General features: G+C 55.3%; 20 protein-coding genes. 3 read left to right on the top strand and 17 right to left on the bottom strand.

Annotation, left to right across the window (positions count from 1 at the left end; genetic code table 11):
• Positions 1-3 precede the first annotated feature (3 nt).
• The 17 genes from PFRI_RS07530 to PFRI_RS07450 all read right to left on the bottom strand — a co-directional run bounded on the left by PFRI_RS07530 (position 4) and on the right by PFRI_RS07450 (position 18,288).
• Positions 4-537 (bottom strand): NuoB/complex I 20 kDa subunit family protein, encoded by a 534-nt coding sequence (locus PFRI_RS07530; protein WP_072630092.1) that lies wholly within the window; start codon positions 535-537, stop codon positions 4-6.
• Positions 528-893 carry an NADH-quinone oxidoreductase subunit A gene (locus PFRI_RS07525; RefSeq protein WP_072630091.1) on the bottom strand — a complete coding sequence of 122 codons (366 nt, stop codon included), beginning with the start codon at positions 891-893 and terminating at the stop codon, positions 528-530. The genes PFRI_RS07530 and PFRI_RS07525 overlap by 10 nt, the downstream gene beginning before the upstream one ends.
• Before the next feature lie 329 nt (positions 894-1,222).
• Positions 1,223-2,011 (bottom strand): crotonase/enoyl-CoA hydratase family protein, encoded by a 789-nt coding sequence (locus tag PFRI_RS07520; RefSeq protein WP_072630118.1) that lies wholly within the window; start codon positions 2,009-2,011, stop codon positions 1,223-1,225.
• Positions 2,011-2,874: a hydroxymethylglutaryl-CoA lyase gene (locus PFRI_RS07515; protein ID WP_072630090.1), complete on the bottom strand. Its 864-nt coding sequence runs from the start codon at positions 2,872-2,874 to the stop codon at positions 2,011-2,013. Before PFRI_RS07515 ends, PFRI_RS07520 begins: the two co-directional genes overlap by 1 nt.
• Entirely contained in the window at positions 2,871-3,548 is a 678-nt protein-coding gene (locus tag PFRI_RS07510) for a glutathione S-transferase family protein (RefSeq protein WP_072630089.1), read from the bottom strand. Before PFRI_RS07510 ends, PFRI_RS07515 begins: the two co-directional genes overlap by 4 nt.
• Positions 3,545-5,491 (bottom strand): acetyl/propionyl/methylcrotonyl-CoA carboxylase subunit alpha, encoded by a 1,947-nt coding sequence (locus PFRI_RS07505; protein WP_072630088.1) that lies wholly within the window; start codon positions 5,489-5,491, stop codon positions 3,545-3,547. The genes PFRI_RS07510 and PFRI_RS07505 overlap by 4 nt, the downstream gene beginning before the upstream one ends.
• A 65-nt stretch (positions 5,492-5,556) precedes the next feature.
• Entirely contained in the window at positions 5,557-7,161 is a 1,605-nt protein-coding gene (locus PFRI_RS07500) for a carboxyl transferase domain-containing protein (RefSeq protein WP_072630087.1), read from the bottom strand.
• Complete coding sequence (locus PFRI_RS07495) at positions 7,158-8,699, bottom strand: AMP-binding protein (RefSeq protein WP_072630086.1); 1,542 nt, start codon at positions 8,697-8,699, stop codon at positions 7,158-7,160. The genes PFRI_RS07500 and PFRI_RS07495 overlap by 4 nt, the downstream gene beginning before the upstream one ends.
• A 1-nt stretch (position 8,700) precedes the next feature.
• The gene (locus tag PFRI_RS07490) at positions 8,701-9,009 is read right to left on the bottom strand and encodes a hypothetical protein (RefSeq protein ID WP_072630085.1); all 309 of its coding nucleotides are present in this window, start codon (positions 9,007-9,009) and stop codon (positions 8,701-8,703) included.
• On the bottom strand, positions 9,009-10,172 hold the full coding sequence (locus PFRI_RS07485) for an isovaleryl-CoA dehydrogenase (RefSeq protein WP_072630084.1): 1,164 nt from the start codon (positions 10,170-10,172) through the stop codon (positions 9,009-9,011). Before PFRI_RS07485 ends, PFRI_RS07490 begins: the two co-directional genes overlap by 1 nt.
• A gap of 124 nt (positions 10,173-10,296) precedes the next feature.
• Positions 10,297-11,091 (bottom strand): glycosyl transferase, encoded by a 795-nt coding sequence (locus PFRI_RS07480; protein WP_072630083.1) that lies wholly within the window; start codon positions 11,089-11,091, stop codon positions 10,297-10,299.
• A 67-nt stretch (positions 11,092-11,158) separates the two neighbouring features.
• Positions 11,159-12,325, bottom strand: coding sequence for a M20 aminoacylase family protein (locus PFRI_RS07475; protein ID WP_072630082.1), 1,167 nt, complete (start codon positions 12,323-12,325; stop codon positions 11,159-11,161).
• A gap of 13 nt (positions 12,326-12,338) precedes the next feature.
• Positions 12,339-13,514: a M20 aminoacylase family protein gene (locus tag PFRI_RS07470; protein WP_072630081.1), complete on the bottom strand. Its 1,176-nt coding sequence runs from the start codon at positions 13,512-13,514 to the stop codon at positions 12,339-12,341.
• 57 nt (positions 13,515-13,571) lie between these two features.
• On the bottom strand, positions 13,572-14,912 hold the full coding sequence (locus PFRI_RS07465) for an NAD(P)/FAD-dependent oxidoreductase (RefSeq protein WP_072630080.1): 1,341 nt from the start codon (positions 14,910-14,912) through the stop codon (positions 13,572-13,574).
• Positions 14,912-16,084 (bottom strand): acetylornithine deacetylase, encoded by a 1,173-nt coding sequence (gene argE, locus PFRI_RS07460; RefSeq protein ID WP_072630079.1) that lies wholly within the window; start codon positions 16,082-16,084, stop codon positions 14,912-14,914. Before argE ends, PFRI_RS07465 begins: the two co-directional genes overlap by 1 nt.
• A gap of 7 nt (positions 16,085-16,091) precedes the next feature.
• A complete protein-coding gene (locus PFRI_RS07455) occupies positions 16,092-16,466 on the bottom strand; it encodes a bleomycin resistance protein (RefSeq protein ID WP_072630078.1) in 375 nt (124 codons plus the stop codon).
• Between the two features lies 1 nt (position 16,467).
• Positions 16,468-18,288: an ABC transporter ATP-binding protein gene (locus PFRI_RS07450; RefSeq protein ID WP_072630077.1), complete on the bottom strand. Its 1,821-nt coding sequence runs from the start codon at positions 18,286-18,288 to the stop codon at positions 16,468-16,470.
• A gap of 328 nt (positions 18,289-18,616) precedes the next feature.
• Between PFRI_RS07450 and PFRI_RS07445 the strand changes: the two genes are divergently transcribed.
• From PFRI_RS07445 to PFRI_RS07435, 3 genes are all read left to right on the top strand, one after another.
• On the top strand, positions 18,617-20,320 hold the full coding sequence (locus PFRI_RS07445; RefSeq protein ID WP_072630076.1) for a peptide ABC transporter substrate-binding protein: 1,704 nt from the start codon (positions 18,617-18,619) through the stop codon (positions 20,318-20,320).
• 132 nt (positions 20,321-20,452) lie between these two features.
• Positions 20,453-21,460, top strand: coding sequence for an ABC transporter permease (locus tag PFRI_RS07440; RefSeq protein ID WP_072630117.1), 1,008 nt, complete (start codon positions 20,453-20,455; stop codon positions 21,458-21,460).
• Entirely contained in the window at positions 21,453-22,427 is a 975-nt protein-coding gene (locus PFRI_RS07435; RefSeq protein WP_072630075.1) for an ABC transporter permease, read from the top strand. Before PFRI_RS07440 ends, PFRI_RS07435 begins: the two co-directional genes overlap by 8 nt.
• The last annotated feature ends 370 nt before the right edge of the window (positions 22,428-22,797 follow it).

Raw genomic sequence — 22,797 nt, 5'->3', positions numbered from 1 at the left:
GCCTTAGCGCGCAATTGTTCCGGTGCGGCGCATTTTGCGCTGAAGCTGCATGATGCCATACAGCAGCGCTTCTGCCGTGGGCGGGCAACCGGGTACATAAATGTCCACAGGCACGATGCGATCACAGCCGCGCACAACGGAGTAGGAATAGTGATAGTAACCGCCACCGTTTGCGCAGGAGCCCATCGAAATCACGTAGCGTGGCTCTGGCATCTGATCGTAAACTTTTCGCAAAGCTGGCGCCATTTTATTGGTCAACGTACCAGCCACAATCATCAGGTCTGACTGTCGTGGGGAAGCACGCGGTGCTGTGCCGAAACGTTCAAGATCATAGCGTGGCATAGAGGTGTGCATCATCTCGACAGCGCAGCAGGCCAGACCAAAGGTCATCCAGTGCAAAGAGCCTGTGCGCGCCCAGTTAATAATGTCATCCGTTGAGGTCAGCAAAAAGCCCTTATCGGCCAGCTCTGCATTCAGCGCAGCCGTGCCGTGATCGCGATCACCCCCTGCGGTGTTTGCTCCAACAACTACTCCCATTCCAGCGCTCCTTTTTTCCACTCATAGGCAAAGCCTGCGGTGAGAACCGCGAGGAAGACCATCATCGACCAAAAACCAACCATGCTGATATCTTTGAACGCGACGGCCCATGGAAACAGAAATGCGATCTCAAGATCAAAAATGATAAAGAGGATCGAGACCAGGTAGAAGCGCACATCGAATTTCATACGTGCGTCATCGAATGCGTTAAATCCGCACTCATAGGCCGACACTTTTTCAGGGTCAGGGTTGCGCACTGCAAGCACAATTGCCGCGAGGATCAGGACAAGGCCCAAGCCAATGGCAACAGCCAGAAAAATGATAATGGGGAGGTATTCTCTTGCTATATCGTCCACGAAGAATGGATCCCTTCGGTTTTAAGCGCGTGTCACTTGCACAGCTCGGCACGCTCAAATGGCTAGTTTGGCTCAGTTGGGGTTTACCGAGCCGTGCACAGAGGGTCAACTCCACCGATGCAAGAATTGATCACGCGTGTTAGCGCTCAACGCCCTTGTTTTCATGACCTTTTCGTCAAATGGGGAAAAAACGTGATAAATCCTTGGTGACGAAGTCGCAGGGTAGTTCAAATTTTGTGATCACAAGGGCGGGACTCAGCGCCTTGCACAGCGCGATTCCAACGCGTTAACAAGGTTGTCGTCTGATAGGTCTCTGCGCTCTGGTGCCTTTACTCTTGCTCTGCCCAAGTCGGCGCACGTTTCTCGAAAAATGCGCTAATCCCTTCGAGCGATTCCGGGCTTTCCCAACGCTGCGCAAGCGCTTCAATCGTATGCTCTATTGTCTGCGCATCAATCGGTGTGCTCAAGGCACGCACGAGTGCTTTTGCATCCGCCACTGCACCAGGTGCACACGACAAATACGGGGTCACTTCTGCCTCAATCGCGTCATCCAATGCATCCGGTGCCACGACCTTAGCCAGCAGACCCAAGGTTTGTGCTTCGTGCGCATCAAAGCGGCGTCCCGACATGAACACGCGGCGCGCATTCGCGCTTCCCATGCGAGCGACAACATAAGGTCCAATCGTGGCGGGGATCAGGCCAAGACGGGTTTCGGTCAACCCCATCAACGCGCCCTCGACGCCAATTGCGATATCGCACACGCTTGCAAGGCCAACACCGCCCCCAAATGCATTGGCATGAATGCGCCCGATCAGCGGTTGCGGCAATGTATCAAGCGCTTGCAACATATACGCGAGTTTGCCCGCCTGCGCACTGCGGGTTTTTGGATCCATGTCCATCTGCGCGCGCATCCACGCCAGATCACCGCCTGCGCAAAAGCTTTTCCCCTCAGCACTTAAGACCACAACGCGGATCGCAGGGTCGTTGGCGATATGGTGTGCAGCGGCCAGCAAATCGTCGAGCATTTGCTCCGACATCGCGTTGTGTTTCACAGAGCGCGCCAGAACAAGCTGCGCAACACCGCGCGCATCCGTGCTTAGTTTAATCGTCTCAAAGATCATATTGTCCCTTTACCCCGCAATCCACGTGCCATTTGAGCGGCTTTCATTAAAACCTCCAGGTCGAGGCCGGTTTGATAACCCAGCTCGGCGAGCCGCGCGGCAACGTATTCCGTCGCAACGTTGCCCGATGCACCTGGCGCATAAGGGCACCCACCCAACCCCGCGATTGATGTATCAAACACGCGCACCCCTTGCGTGAGTGATGCCTCGATATTTGCCAAAGCCCGTCCGCTGGTATCATGATAATGACCCGCGAGCTTGGCGTTTGGCACCACAGACTTCACCGCGCGCAACATGGCTGTGATTTCATTCGGGTAAGCGTGTCCCGTCGTATCACCGAGCGAAAGTTCATAACACCCCATCTCATGAAGCGCTTGCGCCACGCGCGCGCTCGCTTCTGGTGGAGTTGGTCCGTCATAGGGGCAATTTATCGTGCACGAAATATACCCGCGGACAGGAATGCCAATCGCTTTCGCCGCCTCAACAACAGGCACGAACCGCTCCAAGCTTTCTGCAATGGTGGCGTTGATGTTCGCCTTGGAGAACCCCTCGCTCGCAGAGCCAAAGATCGCCACTTCATCCGCGCGCGCTTGGACAGCCCCCTCGAAACCGCGCGCATTGGGCGTCAACGCGGCATAAGAAACGCCGCTCTTACGTTTGATCCCTGCCAGCACATCCGCGCTTGTGGCCATTTGCGGCACCCATTTGGGACTGACAAAACTTGCAACCTCTATCCTTGCAAAGCCTGCCGTGCTTAACAAATCGACCAGAGCGATCTTGTCTTTCGCAGAGATAAGCGTGGCTTCGTTCTGAAGCCCGTCGCGCGGACCAACCTCGAAAAGCTCAACAGTCTCGCTCATGTTGGCATCTCCCACGCTGGATAAAAGTCTTGCGTGTAGAGTTCCTCACTTTTGTCCGGCAGGCTTGCGCGGAATGCGTCTCGCGCTTCGAGGTGGCCAAACCAAGCAGCGACCGCGGGATGCTGATCCAACGTCCGAAACTTCCGTCCCAGATAGACCGCCTGCCCCACGCTCACGTCCGCCGCTGAAAAGCCACCAGCCAAAAGCATCCCACTGCTGGCGCGCGTCGTTTCAAGTTGCGTTTCAAGCGCGTCGTAGCATTTGCCCAGCCGCGCTGCTTCAAGTGTCATAACAGCCGCACTGCGCATCGTATCATCCCGCAGTACTAAATGCTGCTGGGTCAACGCCGCCACATGCTGGCTGATGGTTTCGGCGAAATGCACCCATACGAGCCACATCATGCGTTCGCTCGAGCCAATATCACGGCCCAAACCTGCCTCTGGAAACCGCTCACACAGGTACTCTGTGATCGCCCCGGTCTCGAACATGCGTTGCCCGTCGATCTCCAGCGCGGGCACGCGTCCTGCGGGTGAAAGCTTCAAGTATTTCGGATCTCGCAAACTCTTGTCGAAACCTTGATGGGCAACTTCAAATGGCACACCCAACTCATGAAGCAACCACAGACTGCGCATTGAGCGCGTTTGCGGTGCGTGATGCAAAACGATGCGAGTCATTCTACATCGCTCGCATCTGGGGCAAGACGAATAAGCGCCGCGCCCGCCTCGACTTGATCGCCTTCCTTGACGTAGATCTCTGCAACCTCTCCAATACGTTGCGCCAACAATGAATGTTCCATTTTCATAGCCTCTAGCACGCATAATGGTTGATCAAGCGCCACATTTTGTCCGTTTTTCACAAGTACTGACTTCACGGACCCAGGCATAGGAGCAAGAATTAGATCTGTATCACCACTTGCCGCACTGCTTTGCTGGAGCGGATCGAACAGTGTGAACGTCGCCCCCTCAGGTCCAAACACGTGCACCTGTTCCGCTATCGTAATCGTGTGCGTTGCCGGCATTCCACCGATTGTCCAAGCGTCATTTTTAAAGTGTGCAACGGCTTTGCCAATCGGCGTTTGGATCTCGACTTCGCGCGGCGTGATGAACCTTAACACGCAAGTGAATAACTCCTCTCCTTGCGTAAGAACGATTTGACGTGCGAGCGGCTGCCAAAGCGAAAAACCAAGATTGGAGGCTGAAGTGTCCAGCTTTGCGGCACTCAACGCCGCACTGGCCAAAACAGTCACCGAAAGCGGCTTGGCTTCGGTCAGCATCGCCTGATCCCGTCCGATCAAACCAGTGTCGACATCCCCATTTGCAAATCCTTCGTGGCACGCGAGTGCATGCAGGAAATTCAGGTTGGTGACCGTGCCCGCCACTTGCGTTTTTGCCAATGCATTTCGAAGTTTACCCAAAGCCACAGCCCGCGTCGCGCCGTGCACGGTGATTTTTGCGATCATCGGGTCATAGTAAGGGCTGATGTAATCGCCGCTGCGCACGCCAGTGTCTGCACGCGTGTCGCTCGGGAACATGAGATGCGTTAAGCGTCCTGTTGCGGGCAGAAAGTCATTTGCTGCGTCTTCCGCGTACAGACGTGCTTCGAAGGAATGCCCTTCAATCTTCAACTCCTCCTGCTTCTTAGGCAAACGCGCACCTGCAGCAACCCGCAATTGCCACTCCACCAAATCCACGCCTGTGATCGCTTCCGTCACAGGATGTTCAACTTGCAAGCGCGTGTTCATTTCCATGAACCAAAAACCGTCCTCGCGCAGACCATCAGAACCGTCCACGATAAACTCTACCGTTCCCGCACCAGAGTACCCGATCGCTTTTGCAGCGCGCACAGCAGCCTTGCCCATAGCTGCACGCACCGCGTCGTTCATGCCGGGCGCCGGTGCTTCTTCAATCACCTTCTGGTGGCGCCGCTGAAGCGAACAATCGCGCTCGAACAGATGCACCGCGTCCGAGCCATCCCCAAACACTTGGATTTCTATATGACGCGGTTTCGTTACGAATTTCTCAACAAGGACGTCAGAATTTCCAAAAGCCTTTTTGGCTTCCGAACGCGCGCTTTCAAGTGCGGCAGCAAAAGCCCCCTCACTTTCGACGAGGCGCATGCCTTTGCCACCGCCACCAGCGACCGCTTTGATCAATACAGGATACCCAATCTCGGTCGCTTTTTCAGCCAGCAAACTATCGTTTTGATCCGCACCATGGTACCCAGGTACGACAGGCACACCGGCCTTTTCCATCAATGACTTAGCCGCGTCTTTTAATCCCATTGAACGGATAGCATGCGCGCTTGGCCCTATGAACGTTAAGCCCGCGGCTTCAACCGCTTCGACGAACTCAGGGTTCTCCGACAAAAAGCCGTACCCCGGATGGATCGCTTGTGCGCCTGTATCCAGCGCGGCTTGAATAACAACATCACCGCGTAAGTAACTGTCGGCTGGTGCAGAACCACCAATATGCACAGCGGCATCGGCCATTTCCACATGGCGCGCTGAAGCATCTGCATCGGAATAAACTGCGACACACCGCACACCAAGCGCTTGTGCGGTCTGCATAATGCGACAAGCAATTTCTCCACGATTGGCAATTAGAATGGTATCAAACATTTTGAATATCCAACTTAATATCAATTGGTAACGAGCGTAAGTGAATGTAAAACATTAATATTAACCTACATCCTAAACACGCCAAAACGTGTGTCCTCGATTGGTGCATTCAATGCGGCAGATAAGCTAAGAGACAAGACATCCCGGCTCTTTCTAGGGTCGATAATACCGTCATCCCAAAGGCGCGCAGAAGCATAAAGAGGATGGCTTTGTTCTTCAAACATATCAATAGTTGGCTGCTTGAACTCTGCTTCTTCCTGCGCTGACCATGCCCCGCCCTTACGCTCAATTGCATCGCGCTTGACCGTTGCAAGGACCCCCGCCGCTTGCGGTCCACCCATCACGGAAATCCGGCTATTCGGCCAAGTCCACAGGAAACGTGGCTGATATGCACGCCCTGCCATGCCGTAGTTTCCCGCTCCGAAAGAGCCGCCAACAAGCATGGTTATTTTAGGGACAGACGTCGTTGCGACAGCCGTGACAAGCTTTGCGCCGTGCCGCGCGATGCCTTCGTTCTCATACTTACGCCCCACCATGAATCCTGTGATATTTTGCAAGAACACAAGTGGAATTTTGCGTTGCGAGCAGAGCTCAACAAAGTGCGCGCCCTTTTGCGCCGCCTCAGAAAACAACACGCCGTTGTTTGCGATTATCCCGATGGGGCACCCTTTGAGGTGCGCGAAACCGGTGACCAAGGTCTCACCGTAGCGCGGTTTGAACTCATCAAACCGCGAGCCATCCACGATACGCGCGATCACTTCGCGAATATCGTAAGGCGTGCGCAAATCAGCAGGAACGACACCAAAAAGCTCGCTTGGATCATAGGCTGGTTCTTCGCTGTTTTGCCACGTCACCGTGCTTGGCTTGCTGCGATTTAAATGACTTACAGCGCGGCGCACCAGTGCAAGTGCGTGCGCGTCGTCCTCTGCCAGATAGTCGGCAACACCGGAAAGCCGCGTATGCACATCACCGCCGCCAAGGTCTTCGGCTGTGACCACTTCGCCCGTTGCCGCCTTGACCAGAGGCGGGCCAGCAAGGAAAATTGTGCCTTGTTCGCGCACAATGATCGTCACATCGCTCATCGCAGGCACGTATGCGCCGCCCGCCGTGCACGAGCCCATGACAGCTGCAATTTGTGGAATGCCCTTCGCGCTCATCCGCGCTTGGTTGTAAAAGATGCGCCCAAAGTGATCACGATCAGGGAAGACTTCGTCTTGGTTGGGCAAGTTCGCACCACCGCTATCAACAAGATACACGCATGGCAGATTATTTTCTTCTGCGATCTCCTGCGCGCGCAAGTGCTTTTTGACAGTCATAGGGTAATATGTGCCGCCCTTCACCGTCGCATCGTTGCAGATCACCATGACCTCATGACCCTCGACCGTGCCTATGCCAGCAATCACGCCAGCGCTTGGGGCGACCCCCTCATACATCCCATGTGCGGCGGTTGCGCCGACTTCAAGAAACGCAGAGCCAGCATCAAGTAGATTAGCGACGCGTTCACGCGGGAGCATTTTGCCGCGCTTGACGTGGCGCTCACGAGACGCTTCAGGCCCGCCGAGGGCCGCTGTATTCGCAACCTCTGCGATCTGGGCGAGTGCATCCTCATGCGCTGCGACGTTTGCTTTAAACTCCGCAGAATTCGGGAGCGCTTTGCTGGTGAGCTTCATGAATGACCTTCCAATTCAGCGCGTGCGCGCGCCTTTAATTCTTTGCGAATGACTTTGCCTGTGACCGTCATGGGTAATTCCTCGAGAAATTCTATTTCCCTTGGATAAGAGTAGCTTGCGAGGCGTTCTTTCACGAATGCTTGAAGCTCTATTGCCAATTCATTGCTAGGCGAGGTTCCGTGCTTAAGTACAACATACGCCTTCACAATTTCCGTTCTAAGTGCATCCGGCTTGCCAATAACACCAACCGTTGCAACGGCACTGTGAGCGAGCAAGCAATCCTCTATTTCAGCGGGGCCAATGCGGTAACCTGAAGAGGTGATCACATCATCTTCACGACCGACAAAACGTAGATAGTCAGTGTCCCAAATGCCGCGATCGCCAGTGAGCATCCAATCACCTTTGAATTTTTCGTTCGTTGCCTCCGGCCGTTGCCAATACTCTAGCATCATCGACGCTGCCCCTTTGTGCACCGCGATATCCCCCTCGTTTTTTGTGGGTTGGCCGTGCTCATCCAAAACCGCAATCTCGAAACCCGCGGCAGGTTTGCCGATGCAATTGGGGCGCGGCGCGAAAAGAGCGCTACTCGAGCTTGCGATCATGTTGCATTCTGTTTGGCCGTAAAATTCATTGATCGTCAGCCCGAAAGCGCGCCGGCCCCAGTCGAGCATTTCTGCACCTAAAGGCTCCCCGCCCGAGGCGACGGAGCGGAGAGATTTGATTTCAACATCCGCCGCCTTGAGCATACGCAACGCTGTTGGTGGGAAAAACACATTGCGCACGGGCGCACGGCGCAGCACATCGCAGCACGCGTCAGGCGTGAATTTGGCCAAGCGCGCAGCAACGACAGGAATACCAAGCGCGAGACCCGGCATGAGAACATCGAAGAGACCACCGATCCATGCCCAATCAGCGGGGGTCCAGAGGCAATCATCAGGCTGGCCCAAGAAATCATGGCTCATTTCAACGCCCGGCAGATGACCGGTGAGCATTTTATGGCCGTGCAGCGCGCCCTTGGGTGCGCCTGTGGTGCCAGACGTGTAGATCAGGCAAGCAGGGTCATCGGGGCCAGTATCCGCGATCTGGAGTTTTTCGCCGTGCACGACATGTGATGTGTCGGGGACCAATGCAGGCGCGGTCATTTTGCGATTGGCATTCGCGGCATCTGTGATGATGAGCGAAACACCGGCATCGCCTGTGCGTGTATCGAGCGCGTCTCCTTGAAACAGCGTAAAGAGTGGAACAGAAATTGCACCGATGGACCAAATGGCGAGGTGAGCTGCAGCGGTCCACGCATCTTGGGAGCGCAGCACACCGACGCGATCGCCACGTTTTATGCCACGTGCGCTCATCGCTCGCACGAGTGCGACGCTCTTCGCTTCGAGCGCAGCATATGTCACCGGGCCAGACTCGAGCTCATAGAGGGCGATCTTTTCAGCTGGATGCACAAGACATTGCTGCGCCATGTTCAAGCGCTCAGGAAGGTTCCAGCGGAACGCTTCGCGCATTTCGAAATAGCTGTGTTGGGGGTCTAGCATATCATGTTTCAGGTTTGCCGTATGAGGCTGAACCGAGCTGGACGCGACCGTATCGACTGGCTTGATACACTTCGGTTTCGCCGGCTTGTGAAGTACAGGTCACAATAAGCCAGATATCGCCTGCGTCGGACGGCCTTGCTTCGCAATCGCTTGCGCGGCGGTTGACGTCTCCTCTGAGATAGTCCGCAGCAGCGCGGTTGATCACATCGCTTTCGGTCAAAGCCGAAACATGCCAGCCCGCGCGCAGGCCAAGGAACGCAGTGGCCACTGTGAGCGCCACAATCGGCGTCCAGAGCAGCCAACGGGGCATTAAGACATCGCTCCCATCAATTCGCGACCTACCAGCATGCGGCGGATTTCTGAAGTGCCTGCGCCAATTTCCATCAGCTTGGCATCGCGGAAGATGCGCGCAACAGGACTGTCATTGAGGAACCCTGCCCCGCCCATCGCTTGCACGGCTTGGTGCGCAACAACCATCGCTTCCTCAGATGCATAGAGCACGCAGGCAGCCGCGTCTTGGCGGGTCACCTGCCCTTTGTCACAAGCGCGCGCGACCTCGTAGACATAGGCGCGCGCGGTGTTCATTTTCGTGTACATATCCGCAATCTTGCCTTGCATCAGTTGGAAATTGCCAATGCTTTGGCCAAATTGCTTGCGCTCGACCATGTAGGGCATGATTTCATCAAGGCAGGCGGCCATGATGCCAGTTCCGATGCCAGACAGCACAACGCGCTCGTAATCTAGCCCTGACATCAGCACGCGCACGCCTTTGCCCTCTTCGCCCAGCACGTTCTCAAAGGGGACTTGGACGTCCTCAAAGATCAACTCAGCGGTGTTGGAGCCGCGCATGCCGAGTTTGTCGAAATGGTTCGATGTTGTGAAGCCTGTCATCGACTTTTCGATGAGAAAGGCGGTCATTCCTTTGGAGCCCGCATCGGGGTCAGTCTTGGCGTAGACCACGAGCGTATCGGCATCGGGACCGTTGGTAATCCAGTATTTGTTACCATTGAGGCGGTAGTGATCATTACGCTTTTCGGCGTGGAGTTTCATCGAAACCACGTCAGAGCCTGCGTTCGGTTCGGACATCGCAAGTGCGCCGACGTGTTCGCCGGAAACCAGTTTGGGCAGATATTTCGCCTTTTGCTCAGGTGTGCCGTTCAAGCTGATCTGATTGACGCAAAGATTGGAATGTGCCCCGTAGCTGAGGGAAACAGAGGCAGACGCGCGTGCGATTTCCTCAACAGCGATCACATGGGCAAGGTAGCCCATTTTCGAGCCACCAAAGTCTTCGTCCACAGTGATACCATGCAGTCCAAGTTCGCCCATTTCAGCCCAGAGTTCATGTGGAAAGACATTGGTGCTGTCAATCTGAGCAGCCATTGGCTTTACGCGTTCTTGCGCCCAACGGTGTACCATATCGCGTAGGGCGTTGACGTCCTCGCCCAGATCGAAACTCATTGAGTGCATGAACATTGTGGTGGCTCCGATTTTATTGAACGCTTGTTCAGATAATGTCGGAGCTATGCGATTCCGTCAAGTGCAGCGCGCAGGCAGTCTTTTTGCAAAAAGACTAAGCAACCTCCTTTGCAAAGGAGGTTTAGGCGAACGCGTCGCCCAAATCAGCCTTTGCACGGTCAATCCAATGATCTTTCATCCAAGAGCAAGGACGGGAATGGCGGTGCAGAAAACCCGGATATCCAGTCACAGCCTCTGCCGTTTTGGGACGGCCATGCGTACAGACAACGCTGGCCCCCTCAGGCAACACAGGCTCTTTGAAATAGTTCAAGGGCCACATGGGCAAACAGCCATGCTTGAAAGAGACAATCATATCTTCGGGAAGATACTCAAAATCCCCATTCGCCAGCGCGCGGCTCCAGGTGTATCGCTGCTCGTTGCCACGCGATTCAATGACGCGGCCACGCGGGTCTTTGGCCATATCGCCATAGAGATAGTCGTGCTGATCAGGGTCAAACAGGAAGACGGAGCCGTGGCCAGTGCCCTTGCCTTTGCGCTTTTCGATCCAATCGTGGCGCATAGAGACTTTGCCCGGCGCGTGGTTCCAGATCGGCATCAAATCGCCTGTGATCACCACATCCAGATCAAACCCCATGAGGCGACCTGAGTGGTTCGGGATCAAGCCGGGCTTGAACAAAGTGATCTTGCGCATCTCGTTGGACCAGCCGTTTTCTGTATGCGCTTTGGTCATCTCATCATCGAACGTCTCGAACTCGAGCGGTACAACTTCGATATCTGGGTGCAGCCCCTCAGGGTGCTCGGTCACGCAGACGAAACGCAGATCACCTGTCGTATTGCGGCGCACGCCGGAATAGAGGCGGTTCGCGTATTCCGGGCCAAAGGGTTTGCCCCATTTGATACAGCATGCGGTGATCATGGTGGTCGTCCTTCTTGATTGCTGCGCACGCTCTAACGCAGGCGCAGCAATATGAAAAGCCGCCGCTTTAAGCGGCTGGCATGCGTTGTTCAACGATTTCTGCCCACCAGCTTGCGCCGAAAGGGCTGGCTTCATCGTTGAAATTGTATTTTGGGTGATGCACATCCGCGGAATCGCCATTCCCGACGACAATATAAGCGCCCGGGCGTTCCTCAAGCATGAAGGCGAAATCCTCGCCCCCCATCACTTGTGGCTCTTCTCGGGTGGGTTTTCCTGTAACGGATTCAGCGACGGAAGCGGCGAAGGCCGTTTGCTCTTCGGAATTCACCATCACAGGGTAATTGCGCTGGTAATCTAGATTTATCGTGCCGCCGTAGGTGGCCGCGACGCCTGCGCAAATCTCGCCCATCCGCTGTTCCGCCATATCGCGAACTGCAGGACTAAGCGTGCGCACGGTACCCTTCATGTAGACCTTTTGAGGGATCACATTATGCGCCTTAGAGGACGTCTCGAAGGACGTGACAGAGACCACCAATTGCTCGACCGGATCAAGGTTGCGCGACGCAATGGTTTGCAAAGACAGCACCAATTGGCTCGCCATCACTGTAGTATCAATCGTCTCACTTGGCTTTGCCGCGTGACCGCCCCGCCCTTCGAGTTCGATCGTGAACAAATCAGCCGCAGCGAAGAAAGCACCTGAGCGGATGCCGAATTCACCAACCGGCAGACCGGGCCAATTATGCATGCCGTAGACCTCCTGAATGCCAAAGCGATCCATCATGCCGTCTTCGCACATTTCGCGACCACCGCCGCCGCCCTCTTCAGCAGGTTGGAAGATCACAACAACTGTGCCGTCAAAATTGCGCGTTTCCGCGAGATATTTCGCAGCGCCGAGCAACATCGCAGTGTGGCCATCGTGACCACACGCGTGCATCGCTTCAGGCGTTTTAGAGGCATACTCTAGTCCCGTTTCTTCGTGGATCGGCAGCGCATCCATGTCAGCGCGCAAGCCAATGACTTTGCCAGAGGTGTTGGACTTGCCTTTGATCACACCAACGACGCCTGTGCGGCCAATCTTGCCGACGACCTCATCGCAACCGAAAGCGGCGAGCTTTTCTTCAACGATCGCAGACGTGCGGTGCGTCTCAAACAGGATCTCAGGGTGCTCGTGCAGATCACGGCGCCACTCTGTAATTTCGGGCAGCATTTCGGCGAGACGGTTTTTGATAGGCATCAGTTAGGCTCCTTTAAGCAGCAGGCATTCGGGTTTCGACCATTCCCGCAAGCCAAGAACAGCCCGCAGGGATCGCATCATCGTTAAAGACATATTCAGGGTGGTGAACCATTGCGCCGCCTTCCCCGTTACCGAGGAAGATATAAGCACCTGGGCGCGCTTCAAGCATATATGAGAAATCCTCGCCCGCCATGATGGGTGCTGTGTTGTCATCCACCGCGTTTTCACCCGCAACTTTGCGCGCGACATCGGCGGCGAAGGCGGTGTTGGCCTCTGCGTTTACTGTGACGGGGTAGCCGCGCTCATAGTGAACCTCGACCGCGCAATCATAAGCGTCGGCAGTCGCAGCGACGATCTTTTTGAAACGTTTCTCGACCAAATCACGCACTTCAGGGTCGAGCGTACGCACAGTGCCGCCAAGCTGAACTGTCTGCGGGATCACGTTAAAGGCAGCGCTGTCATTGCTCATGGTGCAAATCGACAGAACCGCGCTTTTCAGAGGGTCTACATTGCGGCTGGTAATGCTTTGCAAGGCCAGCAGAATATGGGCCGCTGCAATGTTGGGATCAATCGCCTCATGAGGAACCGCGCCGTGGCCGCCTTTGCCTGTGATCTTGATCACCACCTCATCGGCCGCCGCGAGCAAGCCGCCGGAACGAATAGCAAATGCGCCAGCAGGACCACCGGGCATATTGTGCAGCCCGTAGACTTCGTCGACGTTGTAGCGATCCATTACGCCGTCATCGACCATGACTTTGCCGCCGCCCCCGCCCTCTTCCGCAGGTTGGAAAAACAGCACAGCCGTGCCATCAAAATTACGCGTCTCCGCCAGATATTTCGCAGCGCCAAGCAACATGGCAGTGTGACCGTCATGGCCACAAGCATGCATTTTTCCGTCATGGGTCGATTTGTAATCGACATTCGCCGTCTCGTGAATCGGCAGAGCATCCATATCCGCGCGCAGGGCAATCACGCGACCAGATGTGTCGGTCTTGCCTTTGATCACAGCCACCATGCCTGTCTGCGCAACACCCGTCTCAAGCTTATCTACGCCAATCTCGCGCAGGCGCTCCTCTACATAAGCGGCCGTTTTTGGCAGATCAAAGCCCAGTTCGGGGATCGTGTGTAAATGACGGCGCCACTCTGTAATTTCGGGATGTAAATCAGCGAAACGGTTGTGAATTGGCATGTGTTTTCTCCCCAGCTTTAGGCGCAGCCTGTCCTATCTCTGCGCGATGGGCAAGGGCTATAGGTTTGGACCCAACTCTAGTTTGGAACCATCAGAAAAGCGGCTTAGGCGGAAACGACTGAGGTCATGGCCTGTCGCTTTGCCCTGCATAAGTTTCGCTGTGATACGTCCAAATGCGGGACCGATGCCAAAGCCGTGGCCACACATACCTGTGCAAATCGTCAAGCCAGGCAGTGCAGCGCAGGTATCTACCACAGGCACAACATCAGGCATCACGTCGATCATGCCGCCCCACGCCTCTTTTATCTTCACCGTGCCGACGGTCGGAAACGTGTCTTCGAAATCGCGCGCGAGTTTGGTGACTTTGCGCGCGTTCGGTGCAGGGTTAAGGATGCGCATTTGCTCAAACGGGCTTTGCTCCGTCGCACTCCAGCGGCGTTTGGTGCTCCATGCATCAGGAAAGCCCTTTGGTGCGGCGGGTAAATAGCGCGTGCCGAGCGGATCTTGGATCAGTTGCGGCAAAAAACCCATCGCGGCGCGAAAGGCATCAGGACCAACGAACAACTCGTGAAAACCGGATGGGGCCAGCGAATAGCCCCCATCCGCGCGGCGACGCCACGCGATACGATCATCGACGCCGCTGTCAGAGACAACTTCGGGCAGCACGTCCGTCGCAGCCACTGTCGCACGCACAGAGAGTTGCGGGATCGAAACGCCATGACGGCGCAGCAAAAGCGAGGACCACGAGCCACCCGCAAGCGCCACTTGGCGCGCTTTGATGCGGCCCATTTCGGTGATAACGCCAGTGACTTTACCAGCCTCAATGTCGAGCATCCGCACCGCACAATTTTCGATGATGGTGACACCCGCATCCACAGCTGCGCGCGCCAAGGCAGGGACAGCAATCCAAGGTTCCGCGCGCAGATCATTCGGCGTATAAAGCGCCCCTGCCCAACGCGCGTTGGCTTGTGGAATGTGGTCTGCCAACTCATGCGCGCTCAAAAGGCGGGAACTGAGTTGATAGGGGGCCGCAAGATCGAGCCAGTCTTGATAGCCTGCCATATCCTCGTCCTTGGCGGCCATAAACAACGTGCCAGTCGTCGCCAAACCGACACCGCCCACATGCGCGTCGAGTTCGCCCCACATGGCTTGCGCTTCAAGCATGATCGGGATTTCCGCTTTGTCGCGCCCTTGCGCGCGGATCCAGCCCCAATTTCTTGAAGATTGCTCCCCCGCGACGCGCCCCTTTTCCAAGAGTACGGTCTTAAGCCCCGCCTTCGCCAATTCCCAAGCGGTCATAACGCCGATAATGCCACCGCCGATCACGACTGCATCGGTCTCAGCCGGAAGCGCGGCACTATGCTCAACAGGGCTTTGATCGTTGATCGGAAAGGCCATTACATCAAGCGCTCAAGCAGCTTCTCCATGAAGTCATGCCCCGCGTTGAATTGTGCAACGGTGCAATATTCATTTGGTTGGTGCGCCTGCGCAATGTCACCGGGGCCGCAAATGACAGCGGAGTATCCACGCTCTTGAAATTGCCCTGCTTCGGTGCCGTAGCTGACCTTGTGGGACGCGTTGTCACCTGTGATCTGGCGCACGAGTGTTTCTGCTTCGCCGTTCTCTTCGGGCACCAAAGGCGGCACGTTGAAACGCTCTTTCAACGCGATTGACGTCTCGGGTACAACGGCTTGCATCAACGCTTCGACTTCACGCACTTTCTCGAAATAGCGATCGCGGTAGTCCAGTGGGTTTTCGCCGGGAACAACGCGGAAATCGACGCCGAAGTGGCAATCTTTTGCGGTGATGTTATGGGCTGTGCCGCCCTCGATGATGCCCACATGGGCAGTGGTGAACGGCGGATCAAATTGCAGCGCCACCTCTGACGGTTCCGCCGCCATGTTCTGCGCGTTCACCTCATTGGCCCACTCAATCAGCTTGGCCCCATACATGATCGCGTTGACGCCCGTGTGGATAAGCGACGAATGCACCTCAAAGCCCTTCACATGGGTCATATATCCGCGCCCGCCTTTGTGACCCGTCACCGCTTGCATCATGCTGGGTTCGCCGACGATCACGGCAGAGGCTTTGGGCAGCACTTCGAGCATACGGTTGATCATAGGCGGCGCGCCTATGCAGCCGATTTCCTCGTCAAAACTAAGTGCGATTTGCAGTGGCCGCTTCACTCCGCGCTTATGCGCTTCAACCAAGGCCCAGATCGCCAACGCGTCAAAGCCTTTCATGTCACAGGTGCCGCGCCCGTAGTATTTGCCTTCTTTTTCAGTGACCGTCCACGGGTCGGTGTCCCAAGGCTGGCCGTCAATCGGCACAACATCCGTGTGACCAGAGAGCACGATTGCGCCGTCCTGTTCTGGACCGACATGGGCGAAGAGTGCGGCCTTTTCGACGATGCGCCCTTCGGTGTCGTCGTAAAAGCGATGGCAGGTGATCCCGTGGGAATTGAGGTATTCTTCGACCCAGTTAATCAGAGGCAGATTGCTGTCTCGTGAGACCGTGGGGAAGCTGATGAGCTTGGTCATCAACTCAAAGGGCGTCAGCGTTTTGGTCATAAGGCTCTCAGTTTGTTAAAGCTTCACCAAAAAAGATCAGCGTGCAGTCTTCATCGGTGACATGGAATTCTCGTTGCCCGTAGTCTTGATTAAAGGGCGCGCGAACACGGCCTTGCGCAAGCGTATCAAGCGCTGGCTTAAGCGTCGCATAGAGTGCATCAAGGCCAACTACATCAACGTAAAATGAACTCTCACGTTCTGCTGCGTGCAGATCAACGGATGCATACACTTCCACAAGCCGGATCGCCACATCATCGCGCCGCAAGAATGCATAGTTCGAAGCTTGCCCCCCAACCGCGAAGCCCAGAATATCTCGGTAAAAGCCAATCTGCTTTTGGAGCGACGTGCAGGGCACAAAAGGTGTGATCTGCTTAAGGTGCATTTTAGTATCCGCTATCCGTCAACAAAACAAAATGCTCTGGCGTCACCTCTGAGTATTTCGACGGCTCAGGGTCATAGCCAACAGGATGCATCGGCGACGGGATCGGTTTGAAGTTCAAATCGCGTTCATCCTTGCGCTTGCGCGGATCGGCAATCGGAACCGCCTTCATCAATGCCTGCGTATAAGCGTGCTGCGGGTTCTCGAACACCGCCGCGCGCGGACCCATTTCAACAATACGGCCCAGATACATCACGCCAACATAATGGCTTACGCGTTCCACCACAGCCATGTCGTGGCTGATAAACAGATAGCTCAGACCCAATTCCGCTTGCAGTTCCATCATCAGGTTCACCACCTGCGCTTGCACGGACACGTCCAAGGCCGAGACGGCCTCATCCGCAACAATCAACTTCGGGTTCAGCGCCAAAGCCCGCGCAATTGCCACGCGCTGGCGTTGGCCGCCCGATAACTCATGTGGAAATCGGCGCAAGAAAGAGCGCGGGAGCTCAACGCGATCAAACAGCATCTCGACACGGTCCGTCAGCGCCTTTCCCGACGCGGTGCCATAATTGCGCATGGGTTCCGCGACTTGGTCAATCAACTGCATTTGTGGATTGAGCGATGCAAACGGGTCTTGGAAAATCATCTGCATGTCCAAACGGCTCGCGCGCAGCTCGGATTGGTTCATGTCCATGATCTCTTTGCCATCGAGCGTGATCTGACCACTCATCGGCTCTACCAGACGTAACAAAGAGCGACCCACAGTAGACTTGCCACAACCGGACTCCCCTACCAGCGACAAGGTTTGACCTTTGTTAATCGTGAACGAAATATCCTCGGCGGCGTGCACATTCGCAACCACACGGCGCAGCAAACCGCCCGTGACAGGAAAGCGCGTCGTCAGGCCAGTGACTGCAAGCAATGGCTCATTGGTGCCGGGGATCGGCTTGATCTCGCCTTGATCCGTGCCGAGCAGTTTCATCGGCTCTGGCGCTGATTTACCGCGCATCTCGCCAAGTTTCGGAACCGCCGCCAGCAACGCTTTCGTATAAGGATGTTGCGGGTTCTCGAAGATTTCCTCGACTGTGCCCTCTTCCACCTTATTACCGCGGAACATCACTACGACGCGATCCGCCATCTGTGCGACCACGGCCATATCATGGGTGATGAACATAACAGCGGTGCCTGTTTCGCGCTTGAGACGATCCATCAGCGCCAAAATCTCAGCTTGGATCGTCACGTCCAAAGCCGTCGTTGGCTCATCCGCGATCAACAAACGTGGCTCGCACGCCAATGCAATCGCGATGACCACACGCTGGCGCATGCCACCGGATAACTCATGTGGATATTGATCCAAGCGCTTCTCAGGCTCGGGAATACGCACTTGGCGCATTAGCTCTAGCGCGCGCTCTTGCGCTTCGGCTTTGCTTAGCCCTTTGTGAACGCGCAAGCCTTCAGTCAACTGACGTCCGATTGTGAAAACAGGGTTCAACGCTGTCATCGGCTCTTGGAAAATCATGCCGATCTCGTTGCCACGAATCGTGCGCATTAAATCAGGGCCGGCTTCGCGCAAATCCATAGGGCCGTCATTTTTACGATCAAAAATGAGGCGACCGCCTGCGATTTCACCACCGCCATATTCCACGAGCCGCATCAAAGAGAGCGACGACACGGATTTACCAGAGCCAGATTCGCCCACGACACAAACCGTTTCACCCGAATTGATCGAGAAAGAAACATCCTCAACCCCAACCACAGGACCATCTTTGGTCTGAAATTCGACCCGCAGGTTTTCGATTTGGGCGATTGGTTGATCGAGCATTCTGTCTTCCCCATACGATGAATTGAATCAGGCTAAGTGCAGATCACACGCGATGTCAAAACCTTTCCTCGGCGTTGTGCACAACAAAGCAGCTTTTTGAATTTCCTCAGAATTTTCGCCGTGAAGACGCTTGCATTTTCCTCAGCTTATGTTTCGATAGGGGTAGTGGTTGGGGGATGTTTGTGTGTCGTTGTTTGGGTAATCCAGATCTAGCGGCGACAATTTGTATCCTTCGACTGTTGAGAAGAGGTCAGCGGCAAGCTGACTATAAAAGACTATGGGATCGTGCCGTTAGGGCGTTGATTTCATTCAACAAGGAGAACTTTTTATGATGCTTCGTACACTCATGTTGGGTGCGGCTGCGAGCTTTGTGATGGCCCCTATGGCTATGGCTGAGCGCGGATCAGACGGCACTGTCAACATCATCTATTGGCAAGCGCCTTCCATCCTGAACCCGTTCCTTTCGGGCGGTACCAAGGATGTCGAATCAGCGTCGCTCGTGATCGAGCCGCTCGCGCGCTACAATGAAACCGGTGCAATGGTGCCTTTCCTCGCAGAGGAAGTCCCAACAGTCGCAAACGGCGGCGTTTCTGAAGATCTCAAGTCGATCACATGGAAACTCAAAGCGGGTTTGCTTTGGTCGGACGGCACGCCTGTGACATCCGCAGACGTAAAATTTACGGCTGAATACTGTATGCACCCAGAAGGCGGCTGTGCGCAGTTGGCATTCTTTGACGGTGTTGAGAACGTTGAAGCGATTGATGACCTTACAGTCAAAGTGTCATTCGCTGAGGCAAAGCCAAATCCATATGGTCCGTTTGTTGGTGGTCAGTCCCCAATCATTCAGGCAGCACAGTTTGCTGATTGCCTTGGTGCCAAAGCACCCGAGTGCACAGACGCGAACTTCAAGCCGATCGGCACAGGCCCCTTCGTCGTTGACGATTTCCGTCCAAACGACGTGATCCAGATGTCTGCAAACCCGAACTACCGTGACCCAGCTAAGCCTGCGTTCGCGAAAGTGAACTTCAAAGGTGGCGGCGACGCAAACGGCGCGGGTCGTTCTGTTCTTGAGACAGGCGAATTCGATTACGCTTGGAACCTTCAGTTGGCACCAGACGTCATCGCAAAGATGGAAGAAGCCGGCAAAGGTAAAGCAATCGCAGGTTTCGGCCCGTTGGTTGAGCGTCTTGAGATGAACATGACGAACCCTAGCCCAGATCTGCCAGCAGAGACACGTTCAACTGTTGCAGAACCACACCCGATCCTCAGCGATGCGGCTGTTCGTGAAGCTCTGTCGATCTCTATCGACCGTGCATTGCTGACAGAAGTTGGCTACGGCAAGGCAGGTACACCGACTTGTAACCTCGTGCCTGCACCAGCGATCTATGCATCTGACAACACATCCTGCCTGACACAGGATCTCGACAAAGCGAAAGCGTTGCTCGAAGGTGCTGGCTGGGTTGACAGCGACGGTGACGGCGTACGTGAAAAGGACGGCATGAAGCTTTCCCTTCTGTACCAGACATCTACAAACGCTGTTCGTCAGGACTTCCAAGCGTTGATCAAAGACTGGTGGAGCCAGATCGGTGTTGAAACAGAGCTGCGCAATCTTGACGCGTCTGTCTTCTTCGGCGGTGACCCAGGGTCGCCCGACACGTTCCAGAAGTTCTACGCGGACGTGGAAATGTATGCCAACACCTTCAACGGCACAGACCCGCAGCAGTACCTTGCAGCGTACCGTTGTGGTAACGAGCCTAAGCCATCCAGCCAGTGGCAGGGTGAGAACATCAACCGTTTCTGCGATCCAGCATATGACGAGTTGATCGACGAGCTTGGCCGCACAGGCGACATCGACAAGCGTGGCGAAATCGCGCGTAAAATGAACGACATGGTAACGAAAGACACAAACACGATCATCCCACTGGTGAACCGTGCACGTGTTTCTGCACATGCCAATTCACTTGGTGGTGTTGTCCTGAACGTTTGGGACTCAGAGCTGTGGAATATCGCAGACTGGCACCGTGTTGACTAAATCGACCTAACGGTCTTGCGCCCTGCCGGTTATTTGCTGGCGGGGCGCATTCTTTCACCAACTTGGTTTGTTTGCCGTTCTGCCTATCGAGGCACAGTCGCTAACACACCTGAACTTCAAGTCTGGACGCCCATGCTGACTTTCACGATACGACGTCTGCTTCTGTCTATTCCGACGCTTTTGTTCATTGCGCTCGTGATCTTTATGCTTATGGAACTCGCGCCCGGCGATCCCATGGCGCAGGTTCCCCTGACAGTCCCCCCCGAAGTGAAAGAAAAAATGCGCGAAGCGCTTGGCCTTGGTCAGCCATCGCATATCCGTTTCTTCAAATGGCTCTATCAGTTCTTCATCATCGAACCGATGGTGTTTTGGGATTGGATGTGGGGTACAACCTACACAGAAGGCGTGCAGCGCGTCATCTCTTGGCAGACCCGCAGCCCGGTGATGGACATCGTAATCCAGCGTATGCCACAGACACTTTGGGTTGTTGCGATGGCCTATATTGTTGGTGTTTTGATCGCCTTGCCGATTGGCATCTATTCCGCGTATCGTCAGTACTCTGTCTTTGATCAGACCGGTACGTTTGTTTCGATGATCGGCTTTTCAATCCCGCCGTTCTTCACGGGCCCCCTGCTCATTGTGCTTTTCTCTGTGCAGCTTGGTTGGCTCCCTTCGATCTATGACACCACCCATGTGGTCACCGATTGGGCCAGCTTCAAAGTGCAGTTCATGCAGATGATCATGCCGGTTATGGTGCTCGCCTTGCAAACCACCGCGCAGATCAGCCGCTACATGCGCGCGTCCATGCTCGAGAACCTGAACCAAGATTATGTGCGCACGGCCCGCGCCAAAGGCCTCTCAGAAGCCGTCGTCGTCATGGTGCATGTGCTCAGAAACTCAATGATCCCAGTGGTCACCGTCATCGCGCTCGGCGTGCCCGCGATCTTTGGCGGCGCGATCATCACAGAGAACGTGTTCAAGGTGAACGGCATCGGGCAACTATTGCTCACCGCTTTGTTCGCCAATGATATACCCATGGTTCTGACGCTCACCTTCATCTTTGCGATCCTGATCGTGCTGTTTAACCTGATTGCCGATATTCTCTACGGCGTACTTGATCCGAGGATCCGCTATGACTGATATCGCCCAGATAGATCCGATTGCGGCCCTACAAGACAAAGAGCCGCAAAAGCCCCCACGCAGCCAGTGGAAAGACGTTTGGGACCAGTTCCGCAAGCACAAAGGGGCTCTGTTTGGCGGCGGCTTCTTAATCTTTATCACGCTATTTGTGATCCTTGGCCCGCTGATCTGGCAGATCGATCCGCAAAAACTCGACATCCGCAATAAAGACATTCGCCCGATCTACACTTGGCTCTGGGATGGTGATGCGAAGGTCTCGTGGAACCGCCCGCTTGGCACCGACAATCTAGGGCGTGATGGGCTCGCCAATATGATCAAAGGGGGGCGCACGTCCTTGGCCGTTGGCTGGGCCGCGATGATCCTTGCGCTGGTTCTTGGAACGCTCATCGGCGTCCTCTCCGGCTACTTCAAACGCCTCGACGGTGTGCTGATGCGCTTCACGGACCTCGTGCTGTCCTTGCCTTTGCTGCCCCTTTTGCTGGTCGCAGTTACCCTCTTCCGCCAACCTCTCCGCGCGGCCTATGGCCCAGAGGGCGGTATGTTCGTGCTCATCGTCGGCATCATCGGCATCACAAGCTGGATGCAAACAGCCCGCATCGTGCGGGGCGAGATATTGGCCCTGAAAGAGCGCGAATTCATCCTCGCCGCCCGCTCTATCGGCACGACGCCCTACAAGATCATCACACGGCATTTGCTGCCCAATATCATGTCCCCCATTATGGTTTCTGCAACCTTGGGTCTGGCGACCGCGATCATTACCGAAAGCGCTTTGTCCTTCCTCGGTGTAGGCTTCCCGTCCGACTTCCCCACATGGGGCAAGATGCTGGCCGATAGCGTGCCGCGCATGACCGAATACCCTGAGCGCGTTGTTTTGCCCGGTATTGCGATTTCATTGACGGTTTTGTCGGTGAATTACTTGGGCGATGGTCTGCGGGATGCACTCGATCCTCGGATTAGAGGGCGGTAACGCAACAACGACAACACGCGGAATCAAGGGCTTTCAAGCCCGCCGCGCATATGCCGACCGCCCCATGGGCGGCATATATGGTGAGTTTGGTGCTTTGCTCAAATGTATTGCGGATGTTGCCAACATTAAGCGCATAGAAACCATGTCGATATGCCCCCCACGGTCAGCATCTGCGCGGCTTAGCGAAATGATTAGACAGCATCACGACAATGTAGCTGCATCACATAACAGCGGTTACCGGATTTTGAACCGTTGAAATGACTGTCGAGCAAGAAGTGTCGAAGGTCGGGTGTGCGGACTGGGACTAAGCCGCTCGCGCGGCAGTGGCGCTTGTTGCGGTCGTTCTACTTCCTGATCTGACGTTGTTTTC

The sequence above is a fragment of the Planktotalea frisia genome, assembly GCF_001890925.1.
Lineage (GTDB): Bacteria > Pseudomonadota > Alphaproteobacteria > Rhodobacterales > Rhodobacteraceae > Planktotalea > Planktotalea frisia.
Note: the sequence above shows the minus strand (reverse complement) of the source record. Positions and strands in the feature narration are given on the sequence as shown.